At 68.0% G+C, this 19,334-nt stretch carries 15 protein-coding genes; 9 read left to right on the top strand and 6 right to left on the bottom strand.

Annotated features, from left to right (window positions below; translation table 11 throughout):
* Positions 1-2: 2 nt before the first annotated feature.
* The 6 genes from M3M27_RS14490 (at position 3) to M3M27_RS14465 (ending at position 8,226) form a co-directional block, all read left to right on the top strand.
* On the top strand, positions 3-371 hold the full coding sequence (locus M3M27_RS14490) for a hypothetical protein (RefSeq protein WP_140722843.1): 369 nt from the start codon (positions 3-5) through the stop codon (positions 369-371).
* 55 nt (positions 372-426) lie between these two features.
* Positions 427-5,010 (top strand): RHS repeat-associated core domain-containing protein, encoded by a 4,584-nt coding sequence (locus M3M27_RS14485; RefSeq protein WP_434026084.1) that lies wholly within the window; start codon positions 427-429, stop codon positions 5,008-5,010.
* Positions 5,011-5,013: 3 nt separating this feature from the next.
* Complete coding sequence (locus tag M3M27_RS14480) at positions 5,014-5,319, top strand: hypothetical protein (RefSeq protein WP_434026083.1); 306 nt, start codon at positions 5,014-5,016, stop codon at positions 5,317-5,319.
* A gap of 200 nt (positions 5,320-5,519) precedes the next feature.
* Positions 5,520-6,125 carry a hypothetical protein gene (locus M3M27_RS14475; protein WP_434026082.1) on the top strand — a complete coding sequence of 202 codons (606 nt, stop codon included), beginning with the start codon at positions 5,520-5,522 and terminating at the stop codon, positions 6,123-6,125.
* Between the two features lie 179 nt (positions 6,126-6,304).
* The gene (gene radA / locus M3M27_RS14470; protein ID WP_434026081.1) at positions 6,305-7,690 is read left to right on the top strand and encodes a DNA repair protein RadA; all 1,386 of its coding nucleotides are present in this window, start codon (positions 6,305-6,307) and stop codon (positions 7,688-7,690) included.
* A 146-nt stretch (positions 7,691-7,836) separates the two neighbouring features.
* Positions 7,837-8,226 (top strand): DUF805 domain-containing protein, encoded by a 390-nt coding sequence (locus tag M3M27_RS14465; protein WP_140722813.1) that lies wholly within the window; start codon positions 7,837-7,839, stop codon positions 8,224-8,226.
* A gap of 81 nt (positions 8,227-8,307) precedes the next feature.
* Here M3M27_RS14465 and M3M27_RS14460 read toward each other — a convergent pair whose 3' ends face one another.
* The 5 genes from M3M27_RS14460 to M3M27_RS14440 form a co-directional block, all read right to left on the bottom strand.
* Positions 8,308-9,102: a DeoR/GlpR family DNA-binding transcription regulator gene (locus M3M27_RS14460; RefSeq protein ID WP_434026080.1), complete on the bottom strand. Its 795-nt coding sequence runs from the start codon at positions 9,100-9,102 to the stop codon at positions 8,308-8,310.
* Positions 9,099-9,752 (bottom strand): HAD family hydrolase, encoded by a 654-nt coding sequence (locus M3M27_RS14455; RefSeq protein WP_434026079.1) that lies wholly within the window; start codon positions 9,750-9,752, stop codon positions 9,099-9,101. The genes M3M27_RS14460 and M3M27_RS14455 overlap by 4 nt, the downstream gene beginning before the upstream one ends.
* A gap of 24 nt (positions 9,753-9,776) precedes the next feature.
* Complete coding sequence (locus M3M27_RS14450; protein WP_434026078.1) at positions 9,777-10,907, bottom strand: MFS transporter; 1,131 nt, start codon at positions 10,905-10,907, stop codon at positions 9,777-9,779.
* Positions 10,908-11,484: 577 nt separating this feature from the next.
* Positions 11,485-12,381: an SMP-30/gluconolactonase/LRE family protein gene (locus M3M27_RS14445; RefSeq protein ID WP_434026077.1), complete on the bottom strand. Its 897-nt coding sequence runs from the start codon at positions 12,379-12,381 to the stop codon at positions 11,485-11,487.
* 8 nt (positions 12,382-12,389) lie between these two features.
* Entirely contained in the window at positions 12,390-14,114 is a 1,725-nt protein-coding gene (locus M3M27_RS14440) for an IlvD/Edd family dehydratase (RefSeq protein ID WP_434026076.1), read from the bottom strand.
* 175 nt (positions 14,115-14,289) lie between these two features.
* Here M3M27_RS14440 and M3M27_RS14435 point away from each other — a divergent pair, with 175 nt between their 5' ends.
* The gene (locus M3M27_RS14435) at positions 14,290-15,216 is read left to right on the top strand and encodes a Gfo/Idh/MocA family protein (RefSeq protein WP_434026074.1); all 927 of its coding nucleotides are present in this window, start codon (positions 14,290-14,292) and stop codon (positions 15,214-15,216) included.
* Between the two features lie 303 nt (positions 15,217-15,519).
* Here the strand turns inward: M3M27_RS14435 and M3M27_RS14430 are convergent, their stop codons facing one another.
* Positions 15,520-16,461, bottom strand: a complete 942-nt coding sequence (locus M3M27_RS14430) for a LysR family transcriptional regulator (RefSeq protein ID WP_434026073.1) — start codon at positions 16,459-16,461, stop codon at positions 15,520-15,522.
* 184 nt (positions 16,462-16,645) lie between these two features.
* Between M3M27_RS14430 and araD1 the strand changes: the two genes are divergently transcribed.
* On the top strand, positions 16,646-17,653 hold the full coding sequence (gene araD1, locus M3M27_RS14425) for an AraD1 family protein (protein WP_434026072.1): 1,008 nt from the start codon (positions 16,646-16,648) through the stop codon (positions 17,651-17,653).
* A gap of 183 nt (positions 17,654-17,836) precedes the next feature.
* Positions 17,837-19,273, top strand: a complete 1,437-nt coding sequence (locus M3M27_RS14420) for an aldehyde dehydrogenase family protein (protein ID WP_434026071.1) — start codon at positions 17,837-17,839, stop codon at positions 19,271-19,273.
* Positions 19,274-19,334: the final 61 nt, after the last annotated feature.

The raw sequence follows: 19,334 nt of genomic DNA, 5'->3' as shown, positions 1-19,334 counted from the left end.
GCATGAACATCTGGTATTGGCTCCTGATCGCCGCCGGGCTGGCGGCCCTGTTGCTCGGGGCCTGCGCCAAGGCGTTCTCCGGCAATGGCAGCGGCATCGACTACCGGCGCGACGGCACGGGCAAGACGATCCTGCTGGACACCCCCGGGCAGCGCGCCGACGCGGCGATGGCCTACGACGCCAACATCGCGATGGAGCGGCGCGGCCACCGGCTCTCGGACGGCGGTACCTGGAACGACCGCTGGCTGCGCATCATCAAGTCCGTGCGCCGCAACAGCGAGAACCCGGAGTGGTACGTGCAGTACATCGTCACCAAGCGCCGCGAGGCCGGACTGCCCGAACTGGTGGGCCTGGACGACGACCCGCCTTGACGGGAACCCGCGCGCCAGGACGGCGCCGCGACACAGACGTTGCCGAGGGAGCCACATGAGCATCGCCGCCAAGCATTTCGACCCGCAGCTGGGCATCGACATCCACATGTACGCGATGCCGCCGTGTCCGTTGCCGACGCCGCACATCGGCCTGGTGCTGGACCCGTTCGACTACCTGCCGTTCATCGGTTCGACGGTGAAGGTGGGGGGCGTGCACCGGGCCACGGCGGGCACGGGCGGGCTGGACATCCACATCCCGCTGGGCGCGTGGGCGCCGCCGATGGCCGCGCCGATGGGGCCGCAGTTCGACGGCGAGGAGATCTTCATGGGGAGCCGGACGGTGTCGGCGGACGGCGAGCCATTCTCGCGGCTGGCGATGCCGGTGCTGGACTGCAACCTGGTGGGCCTGGTGGTGCCGTTCCGGCGCAAGAAGCCGAAGAAGCCGTTGCGCGCGCTGTCGCTGCCGACGGGGTTGAACGTGGCGATCCCGACCAACGTGACGGTGGGTGGCCCGCCGACGGTGTCGTGGACGGCGCTGGCGTTCCGCGGCCTGTTCGCCGGGCTCGGCAAGCTGCGCAAGGCCAGTTTCGTGCGCAAGAAGCTGGACGCGTTCGCCAACTGGCGCAGGGCCAAGTGGGGCAATCTGCCGCCGGGATTCCTGAAGTGCAAGGTGCTGCGCGCCGAGCCGGTGGACATCCGCGACGGCAGCGTCTCGGTGACGCACGAGGACTTCTCGATTCCCGGGCGGCTGCCGTTGCCGTGGCGGCGCGTGTACAGCTCGCGCGAGGCCGCGCATGCGGGCAACTGCGGCCATGGCTGGCAGACGCCGGCCGACATCCGGCTGCAGTTGTCGGCGGACGGCAGCGCCTGGCTGTCGGGGCCGGACGAGGCGGCGTTGTTTCCCCAGCTGCCGGCCGGCGACGGCATGGCCCACCATGTGCTGGATTTCGTCGACGGCGCGCGCCTGTATCGCGAAGGCGTGCATCTGCTGGTGCGCTTCAAGGACGGCCGCCGCTATCGCTTCGAACACGCGCCCGCTCCCGGCGTGGCGGTGCTGCCGGGCGACCGCACGCTACCGATCGCGCGCATCGAGGATGCCTGCGGCAACCACTGGCGCTTCGAGCGCCGCGACGGGCACCTGGTGCGCATCGTCGAGAGCGGCATCGACGGCCTGCAGGGGCGTTTCATCGAAGTGGAAGCGCGGCAGGGGCGGATCGAGCGATTGCAGCTGCACGACCCGGCCACCGGCCTGAACCATCCGCTGGTGTCCTACCGCTACGCGGACGGCGACCTGGCCGCGGCGCTGGACGCGCTCGATGCGGCGCGCACGTTCGAGTATCGCCAGCACCGGATGGTGCGCCACACCGACCGGGTCGGTCTGTCGTTCCACTACGCCTACGACGCCCAATGGCGGGTGGTGCATTCCTGGGGCGATGGCGGACTGTACGACTACCGCTTCGAATACGACGACCTGCTCCGCGAGACCCGCCTGACCGATTCGCTCGGCCACGCCACGGTGGTGAAGTTCGACGAGCATCGCCTGCCGCTGTGCGAGATCGATCCGCTCGACGGCGTCACCGTGTTCGAGTACGACGACTTCGGCCGCACCGTGGCGGTGACGGACCCGGAAGGCTTGCGGACGGGATTCGAGTATGACGAGCGGGGGAATCTGGTTGCGTTGTCGCGGCCGGACGGCAGCGTGCTGCGTTGCGAATACGATGAACTCGATCACGAGCGGTCGTTCATCGAGCCAGGCAATGCCGTATGGCGGCAGGCCTGGGACGAGCGTGATCTATTGCTCGAACAGATCACTCCGATGGGGGCCGTCTCGCGCTATGAATACGATGCTTTCGGGCAGTTATGCCGGCACATCGATGCTTCTGGAGTGGAAACCAGGCTGCAATACGATCGCTACGGCAACCTGATCCGTATTGCGGATGATCGGGCCGACAAGGGACGGTTCGAATGCGATGCCCTTGGCAGGGTGTTGCGGCAACACGGTGCCGACGGCAATGTCGCGCTGCTCTCCTACGATCGCAAGGGACGTCTTCTGTCGGTGCGGATGGAGACGACCATGGTCGCGAGCTTGCAGTACGACGCCGAGGATCAGCTGATCGGCTATACGGACGAGGCGGAACGGACGACCCGCTTGGAATACGTGGGCATCGGCCAACTCGGCCGCCGTGTGCATCCGGATGGTAGCGATGTCCGCTACCGCTATGACACGGAAGAACGACTGTTGGAGGTGACCAATGCCACCGGCCAGACCTACTCGCTGCAGCGCGATGCATTGGGACGCATCGTTTGCGAATCGGACTATTGGGGACAGCCGAGACGCTACCGGTATGACGGAGCGAGCCGGCTGATCGCCACAGTGGATGCGCTGGGCAGGGAGATTCGTTACGACAATGATGGCCTGGGACGGGTGGTGGCGAGGCATCTTCAGGATCCCGATCGCCCTGGTGGAATCTTCAGCGAGCATTACGTCTATGATGCTCGTGGTTTCCTGCGCGAGGCACGCAACCCGCATGGCGCCATAAAACGGCGTTACGACGAGGATGGCTGTCTTGTGGAGGAGGACCAGGGAGGCTTTGTGGTCTCCTACGGCTACGATGCTGCCGGGCGGCAGGTTCTGCGCCGGAGCGGCGCTGGCAATCGCATTCTTTCGGTATTCGATGGCCAGGGTGTGTTGGCGTCGTTGCAGATCAATGATGATGCTCCCATCCGGATCGAGCGCGATAACTTTGGTCGCGTTGTCGCCGAACAACTCGGCGAACATCTGCGCAGGGAGTCCACTTATGACGAACGGGGGCGGCTCAGCTCCCGGAAAGTACTCGATGCGTGCCAGTCCAATTTGTTTGAGACGCACTATCGCTACGACCGTGCCGGGCAATTGACCGAACGTGACGACAGCAGGTGCGGTTGCGAGCGCTATACCTATGATCCCATGGGGCGCATACTGAGCCACGTCGATCCATTGGGCCGCATTCGTCGCTATATGACGGATGCGGCTGGCGAACGCATGCGGACCGAGGTTCGTGCTATCGGCGCCTTGCGGGTGGCCGGTGGGGATAGCCAGCCTGAGCATTGGACTCGCATCGGAAGCCTGAACGGAGTCGATTACGAGTTCGACCGGGTAGGCAACCTTGCGCTCAGGGATGCTTCCGGTTCCCGAGATTCGCGCGCCGGCGGAGTCGAGTTCAGATGGGATGCTTGCCAACGTCTCGTCGAAAGCCGCAGCGCAGCGGGAACGGTGCGCTATGGCTACGATGCGTTGGGACGACGTATTTTCAAACGCACGGCAACATGCACCACCAGGTTCTTCTGGGACGGCGATGCATTGCTGGCTGAAGTGGATGACGATACCGAACCGGAGGCGGGCGCATCATATGGGCACAGGGTCATCCCGTTCGAACGGCGGCGTGCGCAGCAACGGACCATGGCGGTCCTGTGTGGCCGGGCGCGCGAGTATGTATTCCATCCCGCCAGCTACGTGCCGTTGGCCCTGATCGAAGCGGGAGGCAAGCGGGGCGATGCAAGGGCGCCATCGATCGCGCCAGTGGCCGATAGCGTGGATAGGAATGTGCCGGCCACCGCGCGGAGAACGAGCAAGATCGAATCGGGAACGCTTGGGGTACTCGGCGCAGGGCAGGTTCTCCAGGGCAAGGGGCCGGAACGGCCAGCGTCGGGGCTGGGAGTCGCCCGACTGGGTATGTCGTTCCTAGGCTCCGACAAGATGGATGCTGCGCTTGCGGATAATCTGCCACCTTCGTTCCAGCGCCCTGTTGCCGCCGTATCGCCGGAACCGGGCTCGGTGAGCCAACGCCGTGATGACGATAATTCGCCCCAGCAGGACGCGTCGGCTTCGTCGCGCAAGGTCTATCACTATCACACCGAACCCAATGGATGCCCCACGCGGATCACGGACGGGCGAGGGAAGGTGGTCTGGGAAGCGAACTATGGGGCGTGGGGCGATTGCGAGATCACGCTGGAGGAGATCTGCAATCCGTTGCGCTTGCAGGGCCAATACGAGGACGTCGAAACCGGCCTGCACTACAACCTCAATCGGTACTACGATCCACACCTGGGCAGCTTCATAAGCAAGGATCCGATCGGCCTGGCCGGAGGTGTCGGGCTCTACCAGTACGCTCCCAACACGCTCGAGTGGATCGACCCGAGTGGCCTGACACCAGGGCCGGTGCCTGATTTCGATACGTTGAAGCACCTGGCGAACAATGTGCTTGACTTCTCTACCAAACGGGATGGGGCTGTGTTCTGGTCCACTCCGCGAATGGCGGATGCGCAGCGCTGGGCCGCCTCGGTAGGAAAAACAACGCTCGAGCAAACGGCAGGCGGTAAAATTCTTGATGCTTGGGATTTATTCAACCAATCCCATATCACCCCGGCGCAGGCCGCCGAGATATGGAACATCGCCTCGGTCAGATTCGCGGAAGGGGCTTCGGGCGACGTGCATGTATTCAGCACGGGAGCGACCCGTTTCGGTCCCTATGGTGAGCGTACTTGGTGGAAAATCGAGCGTCCCAGGCTCCGGCAAGGATTGAAGACGGGCAGGGTGACCAGCATCCGCCGCATGACCAAGGAGGGATTCAGGGTGAAGGGTTGCAGAGGAACCGGATAATCGATGAACAAAGATCAGATTGCCTATGCCCGCGAACTGTCGCAGCAACTGGATGGCATGGTGTCGCTGCCTTCGGCCGCGGGAGGTGTCGCCTATTTCAAGATCGTCTACCGGGGTGAGGGCGTGTTCTACCATCACGCTGGGCGATCGTTGATCTGCGACCTGATCATCCCGCGGCGGCTGGTCGTGGAGAAGTCGATTTCCCTCTGGGACGATGGGGCTCGTGTCGCCGACGGGGAGCGCGAGCAGATAAAGGCCGACTTGCAGCGTTACTTCGAGTTCCGGGAGATGCCGGTTCAGGTGGCTTGAGCGTTCGGACCGATGTATCGCTCTCGGGTCAGGAGCGGGGTCTTCCGTCGATGGTCGCAGTGGTTGGGCGTGGGATGCTTCAGGTATTGATACGCTTTGCTTGAGGATTACCGGCTGGATGGCGAAGGAGCGCCTGGCGCCCTGGCAAGCTGGATGGGATCGATGAATCGGGTTGTGGAAGAGCCTTGGCCGACTCTCGCGTGAAGAAGATAACCGACCCCGAAAACTCGGCATTGACCTACATCCCGCGCATGCCGGAGCTGGCACTGGTGACGGGAATCGGCCTGGTCCATGGGAAAGAGCCCGGCCTATGGTTGGATGTCGCCCCTTATGGGGACCCTGAACTGGTCCGGGCGGATGATTTCATGCTGTCCGACGATGGTGGCACGATCAGGTTCGTTGCGGCCGGCGAGACATGCCAGGTCGACAGCGGTGCGGCCTGCGACCGCATTCTGTTTTCCGCCATGGCGGACATCGCCTCGAGGGCGGTCGTCTTGCGCCATGACGGTCGGGATCGCATTGAGGTCCTGTTCGAGCAGGGGCGGATCGAATCCCTGCGCGTGGGCCGGTTCGAGGAGGGCAACCCGGAGGATTACTTCACGGTGATCTTCCGCGAGCAGGGCATGTTCTATGTGCGCGGCGCGCCGCATGCACGAGTTCCGTTGCGCAGTCTCATCATGCAAGGCGAGGTGTTGGTCGCGGTGGCGGAGGACCGCGAGTTCCTTTACGAGGTCCAGGCCGAACCCTTCCTGCTGGACTTGCTCGGGAGATTGATCGATTCGCCAGCGGAAATGGGCGGAAGTTGACGGTCGCACGGATGAGCGATGGAAAAGTACTTTGAACTCCTGCATCCGACGCCGCTGGGCGAATTCTCGATCGCCATGCGCGTATTGAGCCGCCGCGGCAGGGGACGGCGCCACCATCTCGCCATCTGAGACCGGCAGCTTCTATGCTTGCCGGCCAGGCTTCCGAGTGGTGCAGGTCCATGGCAAAGGCGAAAACGGCGTACGTCTGCAACGAATGCGGTGCGGAGTACAGCAAGTGGCAGGGGCAGTGCGCCGAGTGCGGGGCCTGGAACACGTTGAGCCAGATCGTGCTGGAGAGCGCGGCGGCGGGCGGGAAGGCGCCGGCCGCCGCGCGCCGCAGCGGCTGGGCGGGCGTGGTCGAGGCGCCGAAGATCACCCCGCTGAAGGACGTGCAGCATGCCGAGCACGCGCGGGTCTCCACGGGCATCGGCGAGCTGGACCGCGTGCTCGGCGGCGGGCTGGTGGAGGGGGCGGTGGTGCTGGTCGGGGGCGATCCGGGCATCGGCAAGTCGACGCTGCTGCTGCAGGCGCTGGCCAGGATGGCCGCGCAGTTGCCGGTGCTGTACGTGACCGGCGAGGAGTCGCTGGGGCAGGTGGCCGGGCGCGCGGTGCGCCTGGACCTGCCGCTGGACGGGCTCAACGCGCTGTCGGAGACCTGCATCGAGCAGATCCTGCAGCATGCCAGCAGCGCGCGGCCAAAGCTGATCGTGGCCGACTCGGTGCAGACCCTGTGGAGCGAGTCGCTGACTGCCGCGCCCGGTTCGGTCAGCCAGGTGCGCGAGAGCGCGGCGCGGCTGGTGCGCTACGCCAAGGAGACCGGCACGGCGGTGTTCCTGGTCGGGCACGTCACCAAGGAGGGCGGCATCGCCGGGCCGCGCGTGCTCGAGCACATGGTCGATGCGGTGCTGTACTTCGAGGGCGACAGCGGCAGCCGGTTCCGCGTGCTGCGCGCGTTCAAGAACCGTTTCGGCGCGGTCAACGAGCTCGGCGTGTTCGCGATGGGCGAGAAGGGCCTGAAGGAAGTGCCGAACCCCTCGGCGATCTTCCTGTCCGGCGGCAGTGCGCACCAGCCGGGCAGCTGCGTGATGGTGACCCGCGAGGGCACGCGGCCGCTGCTGGTGGAGGTGCAGGCGCTGGTGGACGCGTCGCCGCTGTCCAATCCGCGCCGGGTCGCGGTGGGGCTGGAGCAGAACCGGCTGGCGATGCTGCTGGCGGTGCTGCATCGGCATGGCGGGGTGATGGTCGGCGACCAGGACGTCTTCATCAACGTGGTCGGCGGCATCCGCGTGCAGGAGACCGCGGCGGACCTGCCGGCGCTGCTGGCGATCCTGTCCTCGCTGCGCGACCGGCCGTTGGCGGAGAAGACCATCGCGTTCGGCGAGATCGGCCTGTCCGGCGAGATCCGCCCCGTGCCCAACGGCGAGGAACGATTGCGCGAGGCGGCCACGCACGGTTTCAAGCGGGCGATCGTGCCGCGCGCCAACGCGCCCAAGGCCGGGACGGTGAAAGGCATGGAGATCTTCGCCGTGGAGCGGCTGGCGCAGGCGCTGGAAGTGGCGGGATAAGCCGGCTTTTGCCGATCCTGGCGATCTTGCGCTGCCGGGCCGTACGCCCGGCCGGTCCGCGCCGGCGGGGCCTGAAATCGTCGCGCCCGTGTGGCAATATCCCGCGCCGCTGCAATCGGGCAGTCAATTAAAAAAGGATGCTTCAAATGGATTGGATGCTGATGCCGTTGAAACGCTACGCCGATTTCAATGGCCGCTCCCGGCGCAAGGAATACTGGATGTTCATGCTGTTCTACACCCTCGTGGTGATGGCGCTCGGGATCCTTGCCGTGATCGGCGGCGTGGCCGGGGGGAGCGAGGGCAAGATGGGGCCGCTGGGCGTCTTCGTCCTGGTGGTGCTGGGGCTGTTCGTGCTGGCGATGATCGTGCCCTCGATCGCGGTGTCGGTACGCCGCTTCCACGACCAGGGCAAGTCGGGTTGGTTCTATCTGCTCAGCCTCATCCCCTACGTCGGCGGGTTCATCGTGCTGGTCTTCATGTGCTTCGAGGGAACCCCGGGGCCGAACATGTACGGACCCGACCCGAAGCAGGGTTGAGATCCGGGCGTGAAGCGAAGGGCGGCCATGGCCGCCCTTCTTTCTTGCGGCGTGCCGGCGCACGGCCGAGATGGCGCGGCGTCAGGCCGCATCTTCGGCCGGGCCGGCGACGTGCACCTGCACCGCGCGGGCGAGGAACGGTTCCAGTTGTGCCGGCGCGGCGTCGTGCTCCACGACCAGGTGGTCGATGGCCTCCGTCGCGGCGACCTGGTAGGCCGCCTGCGTGCCGAGCTTGTCGCTGGTGGCGACCACCACGCTCTCGCTGCTGGCGGCGATCATGGCGCGCTTGAACAGGCTTTCCTCGCTGTCCACGCCCCACAGGCCGCGCTCGGCATCGATCGCGCAGGCGCCGGGAAAGCACAGGTCGGCGCGCACCCGGCCGAGCTGCTCTATCGCCTGGGCGCCGATCGCGGCACCGATGCGCGGGTCGATGCGGCCGCCGACCAGCAGGATCTCGAAGCCTTCGCGCGCCATCAGGCACTGGGCGATGTCCGGTGCGTTGGTGACCACGGTCAGGCGCTGCCGTTCCGGCAAGGCGGCGGCGATGGCGCTGTTGGTCGAGCCGGCATCGAGCAGCAGCACCTGCCCGGGCCGTACCAGCGCCGCCGCCTTGCGCGCGAGCGCGTGCTTGCGCGCCGGGTGTTCGCCCTGGCGCTGCGCCAGGGGAGCGAAGGTGGGCGTCGGCGGCAGTGCGCCGCCGTAGACGCGGCGGCACAGGCCTTGCGCGGCCAGCTCGCGCAGGTCGCGCCGGATCGAATCCTCGGAAACGCCGAACGCGATGGCGAGCTCGGTGGCCACCACGCGCCCCTGTTCGCGCAGGCGCCGCAGGATCGCCTGTTGGCGTTCCTGCGGCAGTACGTCGGCCGGTGCGTTCATGGCGCCGGCTCCTCCGCGCGCAGCGGCAGCCCGAGCGCGGCCAGGTCGCGGCGCAACTGGGCAGCGTCGCGGAAGCGCACGGCATGCAGGCCTTCGGCGGCCGCGCCGGCGACGTTGTGCGGGGCGTCGTCGATGAACACCGCGCGCTGCGGCGCGATCCCGTAGCGCGACAGCAACAGCCGGAAGATCGCCGGGTCCGGCTTGATCAAGCGCTCTTCGCCGGAGACCAGGATGCCCTCGAACCATCGCAGGAACGGAAAGCGCTCGCGCGCCACCGGAAAGGTCTCGTGCGACCAGTTGGTGAGCGCGTACAGGCGCAGGCCGCGCTCGCGCAGCTCGTGCAGGATCGCCACGCTGCCGGGGATCTCGCCGGCCAGCATCTCCGGCCAGCGCGCGTGGTAGGCGGCGATCAGCGCCGCATGCGCCGGGTGGCGCGCGCTGAGTTCGGCGACGGCCTCGCGCCAGGGGCGGCCCGCGTCCTGCTGCAGGTTCCATTGCGGGCTGCAGATGTCGGCGAGGAAGCGCTCCATCGCATCGTGGTCGTCGAACAGTTGGCGATAGAGGTGGCGTGGGTCCCAATCGATCAGTACGCCGCCCAGGTCGAATACCACGGTGTCGATGGAGGGCCGGGGGGTGGGAGGTGCGCTCATCAGGGTTTTCCGGTGGGAAGGGAGTCAGCGGCGGACCAGGCGTGCGCCGGTGGCCACGAGCAACAGCAATGCGGCCACCGTCGCCAGCGCGGCCGGCAGGCTGCTGGCATGCGCCAGGAAGCCGATCAGGGCCGGCCCGGCCAGCAGGCCCGTGTAGCCGAGGGTGGTGAGGGTGGCAAGCGCGACGGCCGGGGAGGTGCCGGGCAGGCGCCCCGCGCTGCCGAAGATCACCGGGATCAGGTTGGACGCGCCCAGGCCGGTGAGCACGCAGCCGAGCAGGCCGGCGCCCGCTCCCGACGACAGGGTGGCCAGCAGCAGGCCGCTGGCCGCCAGGGCCGCCCCGATCGCGACGATGCGCACGGGGCCGAAGCGTCCCACCAGGTGGTCGCCGGTGAACCGGCCCGCGGCCATCGCCACCGAGAACGCGGCATAGCCGAGCCCGGCGCTGGCGGCGGGCAGCCCGTGGTGGTCGCGCAACAGCACCGCGCTCCAGTCGAGCATCGCGCCTTCCGCCATCAGCACGATGAAGCAGAACACGCCGAGCGTCAGCACCGGCCCATGCGGCAGGCGCAGCGGTACCGACTCCGCCGCCGGCGGTGCCTGCACCATCAGCCCGCCGCGTTGCCACAGCAGCAGCGCGAACAGCAGCATGGATACCAGCAGCGTGCTCGCGAGCAGCGGCAGGCCGCTGCCGAGCAATGCGCTCATGCCGGCGGCGCCGACCAGCCCACCGAGGCTGAACAGTCCATGGAAACTGGACATCACCGCGCGCCCGGCATGCTTTTCCGCATCCACGCCATGGGCGTTCATCGCCACGTCGAGCATGCCGAGCGAGCCGCTGAAGTAGAGCAGGGCCAGTACCAGCAGCGGCACGCTCGGCGCCAGCGCGATGGCCGGCAGGCCCAGGCACAGCGCCAGCGCGCTGGCCACGATCACCCGGCGGCTGCCGAAGCGATGGCTGAGCAGGCCGCCGAGCGGCATGGCGATCATCGAACCGGCGCCGAACGCCAGCAGCACCAATCCCAGTTCCCCGGCGTCCAGGCCGAAGTCCGACTTGATGTAGGGCACGACCGGGGCCCAGGCGGCCATCGCGATGCCCGAGAGCAGGAACATCGCGCGGGTCGCGCGGATGGCGGTGTTGGCGCTGGCGGACATGGATGCGTGATTCGGCAGTGGATTCAGGGGAATCAAATGATATTACATGAAAACATGAATTAATGTGCACAAACGTGCATGACGTGGGGAGGAGGCGCGCCTCGGCGGAGGTCGGAATGGGAAGTGGCTCCGCATGGCCGGGAGCCGTCTTGGTGAAGGTTTTGCCCGTTCGCGCCCGATGGCGCCAACCCCGGGCGTCAGATCTCGACCGGCTTCAGTTGTCCTGCCAAACGAGCCGCCTCCCGGCAAAGGCGAGGGGAGAACGGGGGCTTGCGATCCATTGGCGCGCACCCGGTGGAACGCCGGAACGCTATGCGGAGGCTGGGGATAGATGGGATCTTGCCGCTGCAACGGCTCAAGTCGCTGGGTTCCCGCCTGCGCGGGGCGATGGGAGCGGGACGGATCGAGCGGCTTTTGTGGGAGCGGCTTCAGCCGCGATGGGGCTTCAACGGTAAAGCCCCATCGCGGCTGAAGTCGTTCCCACAAAAAAAGCCGCTCCCACAGGAGTGGGCTTCCGCGGAGGCGGAGGCCGCAGCTGCGGCGAGCGGGGCAGGCAGGTGCCTGGAACGGAAGCGCGTTATCCGGCGAAGCAGTGCGCAGGCACGCCTGCGACGTCGAGCTCGACCGCGAACAGCCCGCCGGCCAGCGGCTGGGCGGCGCGTTGCGCCTCGTCCAGGCCGACCGTGGCGGTGGTGATGTAGAGCGTGCGCAGGTCCGGGCCGCCGAAGGCGCAACTGGTGACGTGGGCGGTGGGCAGCTCGATCTTCGCCAGCTGCGTGCCTTCGCCGTCGTGGCAGGTGACGGCGCTACCGCCCCAGCGCGCGATCCAGACATGGCCGGCGGCGTCGGTGGTCATGCCGTCGGGCGCGCCTTCGCTGGCCTCGTCGTGCTGCAGCCACAGGCGGCGTTCGCCGAGCGTGCCGCTGTCGGGATCGAAGTCGATCGCCCAGGTGCGCGCGTGGCCGGTCTCGTTGAAGAACATCGTTCGGCCATCGGCCGACCAGGTCGGGCCGTTGGCGATGTGCACTTGGTCGAGATGGCGGGCGCAGCGGCCATTGCCGTCGAATCGGTACAGCGCGCCGGTGGAGGCCGTGCACGCGTAGTCGGTACTGCCCGCCCAGAAACGGCCGCGCGCGTCGCACTTGCCGTCGTTGAACCGGTTGTGGCGCCGCTCCGGTTCCGGCCGGTGCAGGCGCGTCAGCGTGCCGCTGTCCGGATCGAAGAAGGCCAAGTCGTGGCGCAGGCTGACCAGCAGCCCCGGCGCCTGCGCGCGCTCGGCGACCGCGGAGATTTCCTCGTCGAACGTCCAGCTGCGGGTCGCGCCGCCGTTGGGCGTGTAGCGGTGCAGGCGCTTGCCGAGGATGTCGACGAAGTACAGCGCCTGCTCGCGCGGCGACCAGCAGGCGCCTTCGCCCAGCGTCGCCTCCAATGGCCAGAGGCATTCCACCGGGCCGCTGCGGACGATCGAGGCCATGGGGCGCCTCAGTGCGAGTCGCGGGTGACGCGGTCGCCGCTGCCTCCGACCAGGATGTCCAGGTCGGCGCCGAGATGCGCCTGCTGCACGTGGTCGACGTACAGCTTGGCCCAGCCGCGCGTGGGCGCCGGGGGCGGCGTCCACTCGGCGCGGCGGCGCGCGAGCTCCTCGTCGGACACGTCCAGGTGCAGGCGGCGGCCGGGCACGTCGAGCTCGATGAAGTCGCCGTCGCGCACCAGCGCGAGGTTGCCGCCGGCGGCGGCCTCGGGCGAGGTGTGCAGCACCACGGTGCCGTAGGCGGTGCCGCTCATGCGCGCGTCGGAGACGCGCACGATGTCGGTGATGCCGCGGCGGAGCAGCTTCGGCGGCAGCGGCATGTTGCCGACCTCGGCCATGCCCGGGTAGCCGCGCGGGCCGCAGTTCTTGAGCACCATCACGCAGGTCTCGTCGATGTCGAGCGCCTCGTCGTCGATGCGTTTCTTGAAATCCTCGATGTCCTCGAACACCACCGCGCGGCCGCGGTGCTGCAGCAGGTGCGGCGAGGCGGCCGAGGGCTTGATCACCGCACCGTCCGGCGCCAGGTTGCCGCGCAGCACGGCGATGCCGGCCTCGGTCTTGAACGGCTCGGCCAGCGGGCGGATCACGTCGCGGTTCCAGCACGGCGCGTCGGCGATGTTCTCGCCGAGCGTGCGGCCGTTGGCGGTCACCACGCCCAGGTCCAGGTACCCGGAGATCTCGCGCAGCACCGCGGGCAGGCCGCCGGCGTAGTAGAAGTCCTCCATCAGGTACTGGCCGGAGGGCTTGAGGTTGACCAGGCACGGCAGGCGCGAGCCGAGCTCGTCCCAGTCGCCGAGCTTGAGGTCGACGCCGATGCGGCCGGCCAGCGCCAGCAGGTGGATCACCGCGTTGGTCGAGCCGCCGATCGCGGCGTTGGTCTTGATCGCGTTCTCGAAGGCGGCGCGGGTGAGGATCTTCGACATGCGCAGATCCTCCTTCACCATCTCGACGATGCGGCGGCCGGTGAGGTGGGCCAGGCGGAAGCGGCGCGCGTCCACGGCCGGGATCGCGGCGTTCTCCGGCAGCGACATGCCCAGCGCCTCGACCATGCTCGCCATCGTCGAGGCGGTGCCCATGGTCATGCAACTGCCCTTGGAGCGCTGCATGCAGGCCTCGGCCTCGACGAACTCGTCCTGGCTCAGCGTGCCGGCGCGCACCATCTCCGACATCTGGATCACGCCGGTACCCGAGCCCACCGGCTGGCCGCGCCAGTTGCCCGACAGCGAGGGGCCGCCGGACAGGCCGATCGTCGGCAGGTCCACGCTGGCCGCGCCCATCAGCAACGACGGGGTGGTCTTGTCGCATCCCATCAGCAGCACCACGCCGTCGATCGGGTTGGCGCGGATCGATTCTTCCACGTCCATGCTGGCGAGGTTGCGGAACAGCATCGCGGTGGGGCGCACCTGGGTCTCGCCCAACGACATCACCGGGAACTCCAGCGGGAAGCCGCCCGCTTCGTACACGCCGCGCTTGACGTGCTCGGCCAGCTCGCGGAAGGAGCTGTTGCACGGGGTCAGTTCCGACCAGGTGTTGCAGATGCCGATCACCGGACGGCCGTCGAACAGGTCGTGCGGCAGGCCGAGGCCCTTCAGCCAACTGCGGTAGTAGAAACCCTGCTTGCCTTCACGGCCGAACCAGTCCTGGCTGCGCCTGGACGGTTTTTTGGGTGAACCCATGGATGCGGAATCCTCGTGCGGGTGGTGCGGGGGAGCGTCGTCCCGCCGGATGCCGGCCGGAACGCTTTACGGCGGCGATCCTACCGGGCATATTGATATTGTAAAAATAACAATATCCGCATTATCGATATATATATGGATATCGATATGCGTCCATCTCGCAAAGGCTATAGCTATGTCCCAGATCAATCTCGCAATCGTCGGTGTCGGCAAGATCGTGCGCGACCAGCATCTCCCGGCGGTCGCCGGCAACACGGACTACAAGCTCATCGCGGCGGCCAGCCGCCACGGGACGGTCGACGGCATCGACAACTTCAAGACGATCGACGAAATGCTGGCCGCCGTACCCGGCATCCAGGCGGTCTCGCTGTGCATGCCGCCGCAGTACCGCTACGAGGCGGCGGTGAAGGCGCTTTCGGCCGGCAAGCACGTGTTCCTGGAAAAGCCGCCGGGCGCGACGCTCTCGGAAGTGGCCGACCTGGAAGCGCTCGCCGCCGCCAAGGGCGTATCGCTCTTCGCCAGCTGGCATTCGCGCTATGCGCCGGCCGTCGAGGCGGCAAGGGCCTTCCTCGCCGGCAACCGGATCCACTCCATGCGGGTGACCTGGAAGGAAGACGTGCGCCAGTGGCATCCCAACCAGGAATGGATCTGGCAGGCCGGCGGCCTGGGCGTGTTCGATCCGGGCATCAATGCGCTGTCCATCGTCACCCGCATCCTGCCGCGCCCGGTGTTCGCCACCGCCGCGATGCTGGAGTTCCCCGAGAACCGCGACGCGCCGATCGCCGCGTCGATCGACTTCACCGACGCCGACGGATTGGACCTGAAGGCCGAATTCGACTGGCGCCAGACCGGCAAGCAGAGCTGGGACATCGTGGCCCGGACCGACGCCGGCGAGATGGTGCTGTCCGAGGGCGGCGCCAAGCTGTCGGTGGACGGCAAGCTGGTGCACGAGGCGCCGGAGCGGGAGTATCCGATGCTCTACGAGCGCTTCGCCGAGATCATCCGGGCCGGCCGCTCGGACGTCGACCTGGCCCCGCTGCGGCACGTGGCCGACGCGTTCATGCTAGGGCGGCGCAAGGTGGTCGAGGCTTTTTTTGATTGAGAGGCCGGGGCCCGGAAGGGCCGGACTCGGGGTCGGGGATCCGGGACTCGGTAAAGCAACAAGCTCACTTCGGGTCGCGTACTGTTGTGGGAGGGACTTCAGTCCCGACAGGCTTTACCGGCCCTCTGTCGGGGCTGAAGCCCCTCCCACAAAAAAGCCAAAAATCGGCGCAAAAAACCTAAAAAACACTTGATGGGCAATCGAGGCCAAAGAGCCTGTTTTGGAGCTCCGAGCTCCGAGCTCCGAGCTCCGAGCTCCGAGCCCCGAGCCCCGAGCCCCGAGCCCCCAGCCCCCAGCCCCGAGTCACCCCGGATACACCTGCGCGGCCACCTGCTTCATCGCCGCCAGCACGGTCTGCGCGCCTGGCGACAACAGCCAGTCGGTGCGGGTGATGATGCCGAACGAGTCCATCCGGCACGACAGCTCCACCGGGACGATCCGCACCATGCCGTGCTCGGCGTAGTGGCGCGCCACGTCGACCGGCACCACCGCCAGGTAGTCGCTCTCCTGCAGCATCTTGGTCAGGAACATCAGGGCGGCGGTGCCCAGCACCTGGCGCGGCGGTTCCAGGCCGGCGCTCTGGAACATCAGCTCGAAGCGGTGGCGCAGCACGCTGCCTTCCGGCGGCACGATCCACGCGGCCTGCGACAGGTCGTGCAGGCCGGGCTTCTCCAGCGCCAGGATCGGGTGCTGCGGGCGCGCGATCGCGCAGACTTCCTCCTCGGCCAGGGCCTCGTAGTGCAGGTGGCTCTTGTCGTGGCGGGCGAACAGGCGCGCGACCAGGAAATCGAGCTTGTTCTGCGCCAGCCGCTCCAGCAGCACGTCGCTGCTCTCCACCAGCAGCGACACGCGCAGGTCCGGGTGCTGCTGGGTGATGCGCGCCAGCGCGGGCGGCAGCAGCGTCATCGCCGGTCCGGCGATCGCGCCGATGGCGACGCTGCCGGCGTGGCCGGCCTTGAGCGCCTCGATCTCCGCGCCGGCCTCGCCCAGGCTCGACAGGGCGATGCGGGCGTGGCGGATCATGCTCTCGCCGTACCAGGTCGGGCGCATGCCGCGCGGCAGCCGCTCGAACAGCGAGACCCCCATCATGTCCTCCAGGTCCTTGAGCAGCTTGGAGGCCGCCGGCTGGGACATGTTCAGCACCTCGGCGGCGCGGTGGATGTTGCCTTCCTCGTCGATGGCGATCAACAGCATCAACTGGCGGGTCTTGAGGCGGGCGCGCAGGAACCAGGGCGAGGCGGGCATGAGGGGTCTTCGGATACCAGGTTTGGCATAGATATTGGCTAAATCTATATTTGTTGTATATCCGAGGCAATCGCAGAATAGGGCGGTTCCGGTTCTCCCGGCTCCGCGACAAGTCCCCGGCACCGCAAGGCCTCCGGACGCGCGGCGGGCGGCCCGGCTCTTCTCGACAGCAGGGTGCGACACGATGCGATTGATCCAGCTTCACGATGACGCCGGTGCGGTGCGGGTAGGCGTGGTAGCCGCAGACGGGCAGCGGGTGCGCCTGCTCGACGGCGTTTCCTCCACCTACGAACTGGCGACGGCAGCGATCGCCGCCGGCCGTTCGCTGCAGCAGCAGGCCGAGGCGCAGGGCGGCACCGCCGAGCTGGACTACGCGGCGCTGCTCGCCGCCGGGCGCGTGCTGAGCCCGCTGCACCACCCGGATCCGGCGCACTGCCTGGTCACCGGCACCGGCCTGACCCACCTGGGCAGCGCCGCCGCGCGCGATGCGATGCACCAGAAGCTGCAGCAGCAGGCCGATGCCGGCACGCTCAGCGACTCGATGAGGATGTTCCAGTGGGGCGTGGAAGGCGGCATCCCGAAGGATGGCCGGCCGGGCGCGCAGCCGGAATGGTTCTTCAAGGGCGATGGCGGCATCGTGGTCGCGCCGGGCGCGCCGCTGCCCTCGCCGGATTTCGCGCTCGACGGCGGCGAGGAGCCGGAACTGGTCGGGCTGTACCTGATCGGCCCGGACGGCACGCCGCACCGGCTCGGCTTCGCGATCGGCAACGAGTTCTCCGACCACGTCACCGAGCGCCAGAACTACCTGTACCTGGCCCATTCCAAGCTGCGCGCCTGCGCGATCGGGCCGGAGCTGCGCAGCGGCGAGCTGCCGCGCGACCTGCGCGGCGTCAGCCGCATCCGCCGCGGCGACGCGGTGGTGTGGGAAAAGCCGTTCCTGACCGGCGAGGCCAACATGTGCCACTCGCTGGCCAACCTCGAGTACCACCATTTCAAGTACGCCGCGCACCGCCGCCCGGGCGACGTGCACCTGCACTTCTTCGGTACCGCGACGCTGAGCTTCGCCGACGAGGTGAAGGTGCAGCCGGGCGACCGTTTCGAGATCGACCTGCCGGAGCTGGGCGCGCCGCTGGTCAACCCGCTGGGCACGGCGGCGTCCGGCTTCGCGCTCGGCGGCGTGCGCGCGCTGTGACGTTTCCTTTCTTCTGCAAGTGGGAAGAAGGCAACGGCTCCTTCTCCCGCTTGCGGCAGAAGGCGGCGCGAAGCGCCGGATGAGGGAGTTTTCGTGCATCGCCCCCATCCGCCCTCCGGGCGCCTTCCCGAGCGGGCGGGGGAAGGGGATGGAGCCGATTTGCCTTGATTGCAGGAGAGTTCGATGAGCCAACGTTTCAAGAGCTATATCGCCGGCCAGTGGGTGGACGGCAGCGGCGACCACGCCGACGAGAACCCGTCCGACCTGGCCTCTCCGGTCGGCGAGTACGGCATGCTCGACGCCGCGCTCACCGGGCAGGCGGTCGAGGCCGCCGCCGCGGCGCTGCCGAAGTGGGCGCTGAGCAATCCGCAGCAGCGCGCCGACATCCTCGACTTCGTCGGCAGCGAGATCCTGGCGCGCAAGGAGGAGTTGGGCCGCCTGCTGGCGCTGGAAGAAGGCAAGACCCTGCCGGAGAGCATCGGCGAGGCCGCGCGCGCCGGACAGATCTTCAAGTTCTTCGCCGGCGAGGCGCTGCGCATCCCCGGCGAGAAGCTGGCGTCCACCCGCCCCGGCGTGGACGTGGAGATCACCCGCGAGCCGGTGGGCGTGGTCGGCATCATCGCGCCGTGGAACTTCCCGCTGGCGATCCCGGCCTGGAAGATCGCGCCGGCGCTGGCCTACGGCAACACCGTGGTGTTCAAGCCGGCCGAGATCGTGCCGGCCTGCGCCTGGGCGATCGCCGAGATCCTCAGCCGCGCCGGTTTGCCGGAAGGCGTGTTCAACATGGTCATCGGCGCCGGCCGCACGGTCGGCCAGGCGCTGGTCGAGCATCCCAAGCTGGACGCGCTGACCTTCACCGGCTCGGTGCCCACCGGCAACGCGCTGCTCAAGCAGGCCGCCGCGCGCGGGCTGAAGATCCAGCTCGAGATGGGCGGCAAGAACCCGCTGGTGGTGCTGGCCGACGCCGACCTGGACAAGGCGGTGGAATGCGCGGTCAACGGCGCCTACTTCTCCACCGGCCAGCGCTGCACCGCCTCGAGCCGGCTGATCGTGGAATGCGCGGTCTACGACGAGTTCGTCGCGCGCACCCGGGCGCGGTTGGCCAAGGTCAAGGTCGGCGATCCGCTGCAGGCCGGCATCGACATCGGCCCGGTCGCCAGCGGCGCGCAGCTCGACACCGACCTGCGCTACATCCGCGCCGGCCACGAGGACGGCGGCGAGCTGCTGTTCGGCGGCGAGCGCGTGGAATGGAAGACCCAGGGCCACTTCCTGGCGCCGACGCTGTTCGCGGCCAAGCCGGGCGACCGCATCGCGCGCGAGGAAATCTTCGGGCCGGTGGCGGCGCTGCTGCGCGCGGACGATTACGATCATGCGCTGGCGCTGGCCAACGACACCGAGTTCGGCCTGTGCGCCGGCATCTGCACCACCTCGCTCAAGCACGCCACGCACTTCAAGCGGCACGCGCAGGTGGGTATGGTCATGGTCAACCTGCCGACCGCCGGCGTGGACCCGCACGTGCCGTTCGGCGGGCGCAAGGCGTCCAGCTACGGTCCGCGCGAGCAGGGACGCTACGCGGTGGAGTTCTACACCACGGTGAAGACCGCCTACACGGCGGCCTGATCCGCCCGCCGGCGAACGGAAGGGGTTCGCCGGCAGCCTCGCGCGACGCGCTGGAGGGCGC

Source organism: Xanthomonas boreopolis (assembly GCF_046529185.1).
Taxonomy (GTDB): domain Bacteria; phylum Pseudomonadota; class Gammaproteobacteria; order Xanthomonadales; family Xanthomonadaceae; genus Pseudomonas_S; species Pseudomonas_S boreopolis.
This window is presented reverse-complemented; position numbering and strand designations above follow the sequence as displayed.

What these genes read in the sequence shown, in the direction of transcription:
- M3M27_RS14490 (WP_140722843.1), top strand. Translation starts at nt 3, where the DNA reads ATGAACATCTGGTATTGGCTCCTGATCGCCGCCGGGCTGGCGGCCCTG.
- M3M27_RS14485 (WP_434026084.1), top strand. Translation starts at nt 427, where the DNA reads ATGAGCATCGCCGCCAAGCATTTCGACCCGCAGCTGGGCATCGACATC.
- M3M27_RS14480 (WP_434026083.1), top strand. Translation starts at nt 5,014, where the DNA reads ATGAACAAAGATCAGATTGCCTATGCCCGCGAACTGTCGCAGCAACTG.
- radA (WP_434026081.1), top strand. Translation starts at nt 6,305, where the DNA reads ATGGCAAAGGCGAAAACGGCGTACGTCTGCAACGAATGCGGTGCGGAG.
- M3M27_RS14465 (WP_140722813.1), top strand. Translation starts at nt 7,837, where the DNA reads ATGGATTGGATGCTGATGCCGTTGAAACGCTACGCCGATTTCAATGGC.
- M3M27_RS14460 (WP_434026080.1), bottom strand. Translation starts at nt 9,102, where the DNA reads ATGAACGCACCGGCCGACGTACTGCCGCAGGAACGCCAACAGGCGATC.
- M3M27_RS14455 (WP_434026079.1), bottom strand. Translation starts at nt 9,752, where the DNA reads ATGAGCGCACCTCCCACCCCCCGGCCCTCCATCGACACCGTGGTATTC.
- M3M27_RS14450 (WP_434026078.1), bottom strand. Translation starts at nt 10,907, where the DNA reads ATGTCCGCCAGCGCCAACACCGCCATCCGCGCGACCCGCGCGATGTTC.
- M3M27_RS14445 (WP_434026077.1), bottom strand. Translation starts at nt 12,381, where the DNA reads ATGGCCTCGATCGTCCGCAGCGGCCCGGTGGAATGCCTCTGGCCATTG.
- M3M27_RS14440 (WP_434026076.1), bottom strand. Translation starts at nt 14,114, where the DNA reads ATGGGTTCACCCAAAAAACCGTCCAGGCGCAGCCAGGACTGGTTCGGC.
- M3M27_RS14435 (WP_434026074.1), top strand. Translation starts at nt 14,290, where the DNA reads ATGTCCCAGATCAATCTCGCAATCGTCGGTGTCGGCAAGATCGTGCGC.
- M3M27_RS14430 (WP_434026073.1), bottom strand. Translation starts at nt 16,461, where the DNA reads ATGCCCGCCTCGCCCTGGTTCCTGCGCGCCCGCCTCAAGACCCGCCAG.
- araD1 (WP_434026072.1), top strand. Translation starts at nt 16,646, where the DNA reads ATGCGATTGATCCAGCTTCACGATGACGCCGGTGCGGTGCGGGTAGGC.
- M3M27_RS14420 (WP_434026071.1), top strand. Translation starts at nt 17,837, where the DNA reads ATGAGCCAACGTTTCAAGAGCTATATCGCCGGCCAGTGGGTGGACGGC.